We start from the raw sequence: 5,638 nt of genomic DNA on the forward strand, positions 1-5,638 counted from the left end.
GGTGCATGCTGAGCGCAGCATAGGAGAAAGTACGCTTCGACCTCGATGAGGTAACTGGTGGCGGCGTCACGCCGGGAGGGAGAAACCGATGTCATCCTTTGGTTCGGCGCGCAGCGAGGGCGACAGCTGGGACCTGGCCTCCAGCGTCGGAGCGACCGCCACGATGGTGGCGGCCTCACGAGCGCTCGCATCGCGGGGGCCCGATCCCCTGCTCGACGACCGCTTCGCCGAGCCGCTGGTGCGCGCGGTCGGGCACCCTTTCTTCATCCGGATGCTGGACGGGCAGCTCCCCCTCGAGAACGACGATGCGCCCATGACCCTGCAGCAGCGGCGCGAGCAGATGACGGTGCGGACCAGGTTCTTCGACGACTTCTTCCAGGACGCGGCCGCCGCCGGGATACGCCAGGCCGTCATTCTGGCGGCCGGGCTGGACGCGCGGGCCTACCGGTTGGCCTGGCCGCCGGGCATGGTGGTTTTCGAGGTCGACCAGCCCGAGGTCATCGCCTTCAAAACCGACACACTCGCCGCGCTGGGCGCGCAACCGACCGCCGAACGGCGTACCGTGAGCATCGACCTGCGTGACGACTGGCCGACGGCGTTGCGCGACAACGGCTTTGATGTCGCCGCGCCGACCGCGTGGATCGCCGAGGGTCTGCTGCCCTACCTGCCGCCGGAGGCCCAGGACCGCCTCCTGGACAACATCACCGCGCTCAGCGCGCCCGGGAGCCGGCTGGCCACAGAGAACATCACCGACATGAGCGTGTTCACCGACGAGCGTGCGCGGGCGATGCGCAGCACCTGGCGCAAGCACGGGCTGGACATCGACGTCGCCGAACTGGTGTGGCTCGGCGAACGCCGTCCGGCGGCCGACCACCTGGGGGCGACCGGCTGGCACGTCACCGTCCACCCCACCGACCAGGTGTACGAGAAGTACGGCTTCGTCGTCCCCGACAACGAGGTTCTGCAGCAGTTCCGGGGCGCCATCAGCTATCTCAGCGCCGAATTGGACTGAGCCGCGCTGCGCGGTTCGAGATGGACGAACGCCTGCGCGCACAGTAGCGCCGGATCGCCGACGAGGGCGGCCCCGGTGCCGCCGACGCTGCGGCCGCGCTGGCGGACCGGCCGGTCCGGCAACGGCTGAAGTCCGCCATGCGTGCGCTGGCACGGAACCCTGGCCCGGACAGCAGCACGTGCCCGTCGGATGCCGCCCGGGCTGTCGGCGGTGAGCACTGGCGGATCTGATGCTCGACGCCCGCGAGGTCGCCCGCGAACTCGCGAAATCCGGTGCGGTGGAGCTCACGCAGCGCGGAAGGGTCGTCGATCCCTTGCCCGACATCGCGCTTGGTCGGACCAGTTGCGCACGCCATCTGCCGCGGATGGCCTCCGATGGGCCCGTCGGGGGTTTGCCGCGCGTCGGTGGACCTGTCCGTTCACACGGTCTCATTGCTCCACGACATCGGTAGTGATGGAGCATCAAGTGCATCAACCGATGTCATCGCCACCCATAAGACCGCCTACTTGAACACCATCACGCAAATGCTGAACGAGCAAAAAGTTCTGCTCGCAATCTGCCACTCCCACAGCTGAGCGGGCGCTGCGACTCATCAAGGGGTCCTGAGAACCTCGACCGTCGTCGTCGTCCGGCCGTGGTGTGGTGGATGCCACTCGCCACCAATGCGCTGGCCAGTCGGCCGCGATGGCGTTGGCCGTGACGGCGGTCAGCCCCTGTCGGGCCCGTGGCGGAAGACTTCCCACTCTCACTTTAGGGCCCGGTCGGGGGCTTGCGGCAAGCCCTGAGGTCGTTGCACAATCGTGCGTCCAGGCAAATGCGGCAGACGAGGGGGCGCGTGGGCGGCGCACCGGTACCTTTCGAGGCGCACGAATCGGGCGCACTCCTGCACGGCACCAAGGCCGACCTGGCGGTGGGCGATTGTCTGGTGCCCGGCCATCGGCCGAACTATGGCGCACGACGCGTCGCCAACCACGTCTATGTGACGCGAACACTCGACGCCGCAGTGTGGGGAGCCGAATTGGCGCGAGGTGAAGGCCGCGGCCGCATCTACGTCGTGGAACCGCAAGGCGCACTGGAAGACGACCCGAACGTGACGGACAAGAAACTGCCCGGGAATCCGACTCGCTCCTATCGCACCCGAGAGCCGGTGAGAATCATCGGCGAGATCACCGACTGGGTGGGGCATTCCTCCGAGCAGCTGCGGGCCATGCGTGACAGCCTGGCCGAGCTCGAGCGCCGGGGCCTTACCGTCATCGACGACTGAAGCGAATCGGGAGCGACGCCGTAGTTCTCAGATGGAGAAGCCGAAGCTGTCCAAGTTGAACGAGAACGCGGTGATGGCGGGGAATCCCGCTCCGCCGGTGGTGAGCGTGACGGCCGCGTTCGCGACCCCGGCGTACCCGTCGAGGCCGACGGGAACGCCCGTCTGGCTCAGCGACAGGGCTAGGAGACCAAGGTTCCAGGTTCCGCTGATACCACCGGGTCAGGAGGTGAACTGACTGGCCAGCGCGGTGATTGCGATAGTTTGGCTCGCCGCTGTGGCATTCGCGTTGCGCGGCGCAAGAACCTAGATCATTCAGACTCCCGCTCACCGCGGTCACGGCAGCCATGTCGATACCCAGCATCGACATGGCGCTTCCCTTCTTGGACACCCCGCGAATCGGGGCGTTGAGCAACCAACGAGAGAGGAACTGTAGCAACCATGCGACACGGTTGGCGATAGTCATTTTTCCGCAGCACTATTGTCTGAGAATAATTGTTAGACCGCGTGCGCCAGCGCCCGAAAATGACTCGGCTATGACCGCGTTTCACGCCATTCCCGCTCGAACGGCAACCGCCAGGCATTGGGGGCGATCAATTGGTGAATGGCGTTGGGGCCCCACGTGCCCGGCTGGTACATCTTGGCCGCCGGCGGATCGTTGAGGAGTTCTTCCGAGCGCTCCCAAAGGGATTCGATGCCCTCGGCGGTGGTGAAGAGCGTATGGTCGCCGCGCATCGCGTCGAGGATGAGTCGTTCGTAGGCCTCGAGCACGTCGACCACCGTCTCGATCTCCTGCGAGGAGAACTGCATCGACATCTTGTCCAGCTTCATGCCGGGGCCGGGCCGTTTGCCGTAGAACGACAGCGACACCTTGGAGTTGTCGGCGAGATCGAAAGTGAGGTGGTCGGGTCCCTGTGTGCCCACTCCCGACCCCGGCGGGAACATGGTGCGCGGCGCCTCCCGGAACGCGATCGAGATGATCCGGATTCCCTCGGCCATCTTCTTGCCGGTGCGCAGATAGATCGGCACGCCGGCCCAGCGCCAGTTGTCGATGCCGACCTTGAGCGCGATGAACGTCTCGGTGTCGGAATCCTTGGCCACCCCGGGTTCCTGGCGGTAGCCGCTGTACTGGCCGCGAACCACGTTCGACGTCTCGATCGGCAGCATCGATCGGAACACCTTGTTCTTCTCCTCGCTGATGGCGTATGGTTCGAGCGCCGTGGGCGGCTCCATCACCACGAACGCCATCACCTGGAACAGGTGGGTCACCACCATGTCCTTGTAGGCGCCGGTGCTCTCGTAGAAGTTCGCCCGCTCATCCAGGCCCAGGGCCTCGGGGATGTCGATCTGGATGTGGTCGATGAAGTTGCGGTTCCAGATCGGCTCGAACAGGCCGTTGGCGAAGCGGAACGCCAAGATGTTCTGGGCCGCCTCCTTGCCCAGGAAGTGGTCGATCCGGAAGATCTGGGACTCCTCGAACGTCTCGTGCAAGAAGTCGTTGAGGGCGACCGCGCTGGGCAGGTCGGTGCCGAACGGCTTCTCCATCACCACTCGGGATCGCTCGACGAGGTCGGCGTCACGCAACATGTTGATGACCGCGCGCGCCGCGCTGGGCGGGACCGACAGGTAATGCAGCCGGCGCACTTTGGGCCCGAGGGTGTTCTCGGCCTCGGCGACCGCGGCCGCCAACGCCTCGGGTCCGGCGCTCTGTGGGACGTAGGTGACGATCTTCGCGAAATTGGACCACTGCTCGGGCGTGAGCTTGTGGATGCCGAATGCGTCGATCGCATTCTTGGCGATGTCGCGGAACTCGTCGTCGCTGAGGTCCTCGAGCGACGTCGCGACGACCTGGATGTCGGGGGCGAGCTCGGACTGGTCGAGGTAGGCCAGACCGGGAATCAGCTTGCGCTTGGCCAGGTCGCCCGTGGCCCCGAAGAGGACGATGACGTGGGGTTCGAGCGACTGATGGTCGTGGCGGCGTGGGCGAGACCCTGGTGCGGGGTAGGAGATCGTCTGCGGTTTCTTGGTCACGACCGCGATATTTCCACTGCCGCCGCGTGTTCGCAGCCGGGCAGGTCAACGGCGGTCGCGTGCGGCGTCGATCGCGCGGTAGATCCGCTGCTCGCTGACCGGTCGCGGCGTGCCGAGCTGCTGGGCCCACAGGCTCACCCGCAGCTCCTCGATCTCGCGGGCGAGATCGAGGACGTCGGCGACCGCCCGCCGTGCGGGCGGCAGCGCGCCCAGGAGTTCGTCGTAGGCGTCCTGCACGGCGTGGACCCGGGCCATCCGCTCCCGATCCGCCTCGGGCGCGTAGGGCAGCCGGTCGAGACGCCGGCCGATGGCCGTCAGGTAGCGGGTCAGGTCGGCGAGGTGCGCGTACCCGGTCGCGGTGACGAACCCGGGCGGCAGCAGCCGGGCGAGCTGGGCACGGACGTCGGCAATCGCGTCGGCCTGCGGTGTCGGGGCCTGGGCGGGCAAAGCGAGCCGCACCTCCTGCGCTGCGGACAGCACGGTCTCGACGTGGCTAACGACGTCGGCGGTCATCGCCGGCAGCGCACGCGCCACCCGCTCGCGCAGCGTGGTGAACTCGCCGAGCGTCCACACCGGCCCGGGCACCAGGACATCCACCGCGGCGTCGGCGCAGTCGTTGAGCAGCGCGGACAGCGAGCCGTCGGGATTCGTTCCCAGCGCCAGGCGGGTCCGCGAATCCAGCTTTCGCTCAACAGCTTTGGCCGGAGAAGGCGCGCTCAGCCGGATCAGCCTCCGAATGCCAGGTCCCATCGCGCGGTTCTGCTCGGCCGACGTCGCGAACACGCTCACGTCGACCGACGAGCCGGCGTCGACGAAGGCCGGATAGCCCTGCACCGCACGCCCGTCGACCGTGCGCTCCACGACGCGCGGCAGCTGCTCCAGGTCATCCGGCCAAGCGCGCAAGCCGGTCCGCTCGAGGTCGCCGGCGACCGCGTCGGCGACGGCGTTCCGCGCCACGGCCTGCAGCCGCTCCTGCAGCACCTGCAGGTCCTTGCCGCGGGCGATCTCGATGCCGTCCGGCGACTCCACGGCGAACGTCACCCGCAGATGTGGCGGCAGCTTGTCGAGGTCGAATGCGTCGAGGGGCACCAGAACGCCGCTGCGGCGGCGCAATTCGCGCTGCAACGCCGGCAGCAGCGGCCCCCCGGCCGGGTCGATCGTGGCCAGTACCGCGCGTGCGGTGTCGGGGGCGGGAACGAAGTTGCGACGCAGTTCTTTTGGCAGCCCGCGGATGAGGGCGGTCACCAGCTCCTCGCGCAGCGCCGGCACCTGCCAGGCGAACTCCTCGCCGCCCAGGCGGGTGAGCACGTCGAGCGGGACGTGCACCGTGACGC

5 protein-coding genes and 1 pseudogene are annotated in these 5,638 nt (G+C 67.6%); 4 read left to right on the top strand and 2 right to left on the bottom strand.

Annotated elements, in window-relative coordinates; translation table 11 throughout:
- Positions 1-88 precede the first annotated feature (88 nt).
- The 4 genes and pseudogenes from AC2VOR_RS15050 to AC2VOR_RS15065 all read left to right on the top strand — a co-directional run bounded on the left by AC2VOR_RS15050 (position 89) and on the right by AC2VOR_RS15065 (position 2,511).
- Complete coding sequence (locus AC2VOR_RS15050; protein WP_369738692.1) at positions 89-1,012, top strand: class I SAM-dependent methyltransferase; 924 nt, start codon at positions 89-91, stop codon at positions 1,010-1,012.
- Positions 1,013-1,137: 125 nt separating this feature from the next.
- Positions 1,138-1,463, top strand: a pseudogene (locus tag AC2VOR_RS15055) (DUF3253 domain-containing protein).
- Positions 1,464-1,826: 363 nt separating this feature from the next.
- Positions 1,827-2,276, top strand: a complete 450-nt coding sequence (gene arr / locus AC2VOR_RS15060) for an NAD(+)--rifampin ADP-ribosyltransferase (protein WP_486964040.1) — start codon at positions 1,827-1,829, stop codon at positions 2,274-2,276.
- A gap of 31 nt (positions 2,277-2,307) precedes the next feature.
- Complete coding sequence (locus AC2VOR_RS15065; protein WP_486964038.1) at positions 2,308-2,511, top strand: hypothetical protein; 204 nt, start codon at positions 2,308-2,310, stop codon at positions 2,509-2,511.
- Positions 2,512-2,807: 296 nt separating this feature from the next.
- On the opposite strand, the gene zwf is transcribed toward AC2VOR_RS15065, so the two are convergent.
- Positions 2,808-4,313: a glucose-6-phosphate dehydrogenase gene (zwf, locus tag AC2VOR_RS15070; protein WP_369741592.1), complete on the bottom strand. Its 1,506-nt coding sequence runs from the start codon at positions 4,311-4,313 to the stop codon at positions 2,808-2,810.
- Between the two features lie 36 nt (positions 4,314-4,349).
- Positions 4,350-5,638: DUF3418 domain-containing protein (locus AC2VOR_RS15075; protein ID WP_486964039.1), on the bottom strand; the 1,289-nt coding region annotated here is incomplete at its 5' end.

The sequence above is a fragment of the Mycobacterium sp. TH-M103 genome (assembly GCF_057473785.1).